Annotated in this window: 1 protein-coding gene; it reads right to left on the bottom strand. The window is 47.6% G+C overall.

All coding sequences use genetic code 11. The features are described from left to right. Nucleotides 1-231: hypothetical protein (locus tag Q4548_RS17105; RefSeq protein WP_303457313.1), on the bottom strand; the 231-nt coding region annotated here is incomplete at both ends.

Genomic DNA, 231 nt, shown 5'->3' with positions numbered 1-231 from the left:
AGGTAGTGCAGGCAATCGCCACCGAAGATCCACAGCAGTTCTCGATCAATAACAGGGGCGAGTTGTGGAGTGTGCATCATCAGATTGTTGAGCCATTGACGGGTATCTTCATAAGCTGTTTCAGACTGTTGCGTCAGCTGATCAATTAAAGACTCAAGCTGGTGTATCATATCAGTACTGATGACTTCGCTTTCACTAGCCGCTGCCAAGCGGCTTTTTAGTGTTTGCAGC

Origin of the sequence: Wenyingzhuangia sp. 2_MG-2023 (assembly GCF_030548295.1) — a bacterium.
Lineage (GTDB): Bacteria > Bacteroidota > Bacteroidia > Flavobacteriales > Flavobacteriaceae > Wenyingzhuangia.
The sequence above is the reverse complement of the archived record's forward strand: the minus strand, read 5'-3'. Positions and strand labels throughout refer to the sequence as shown.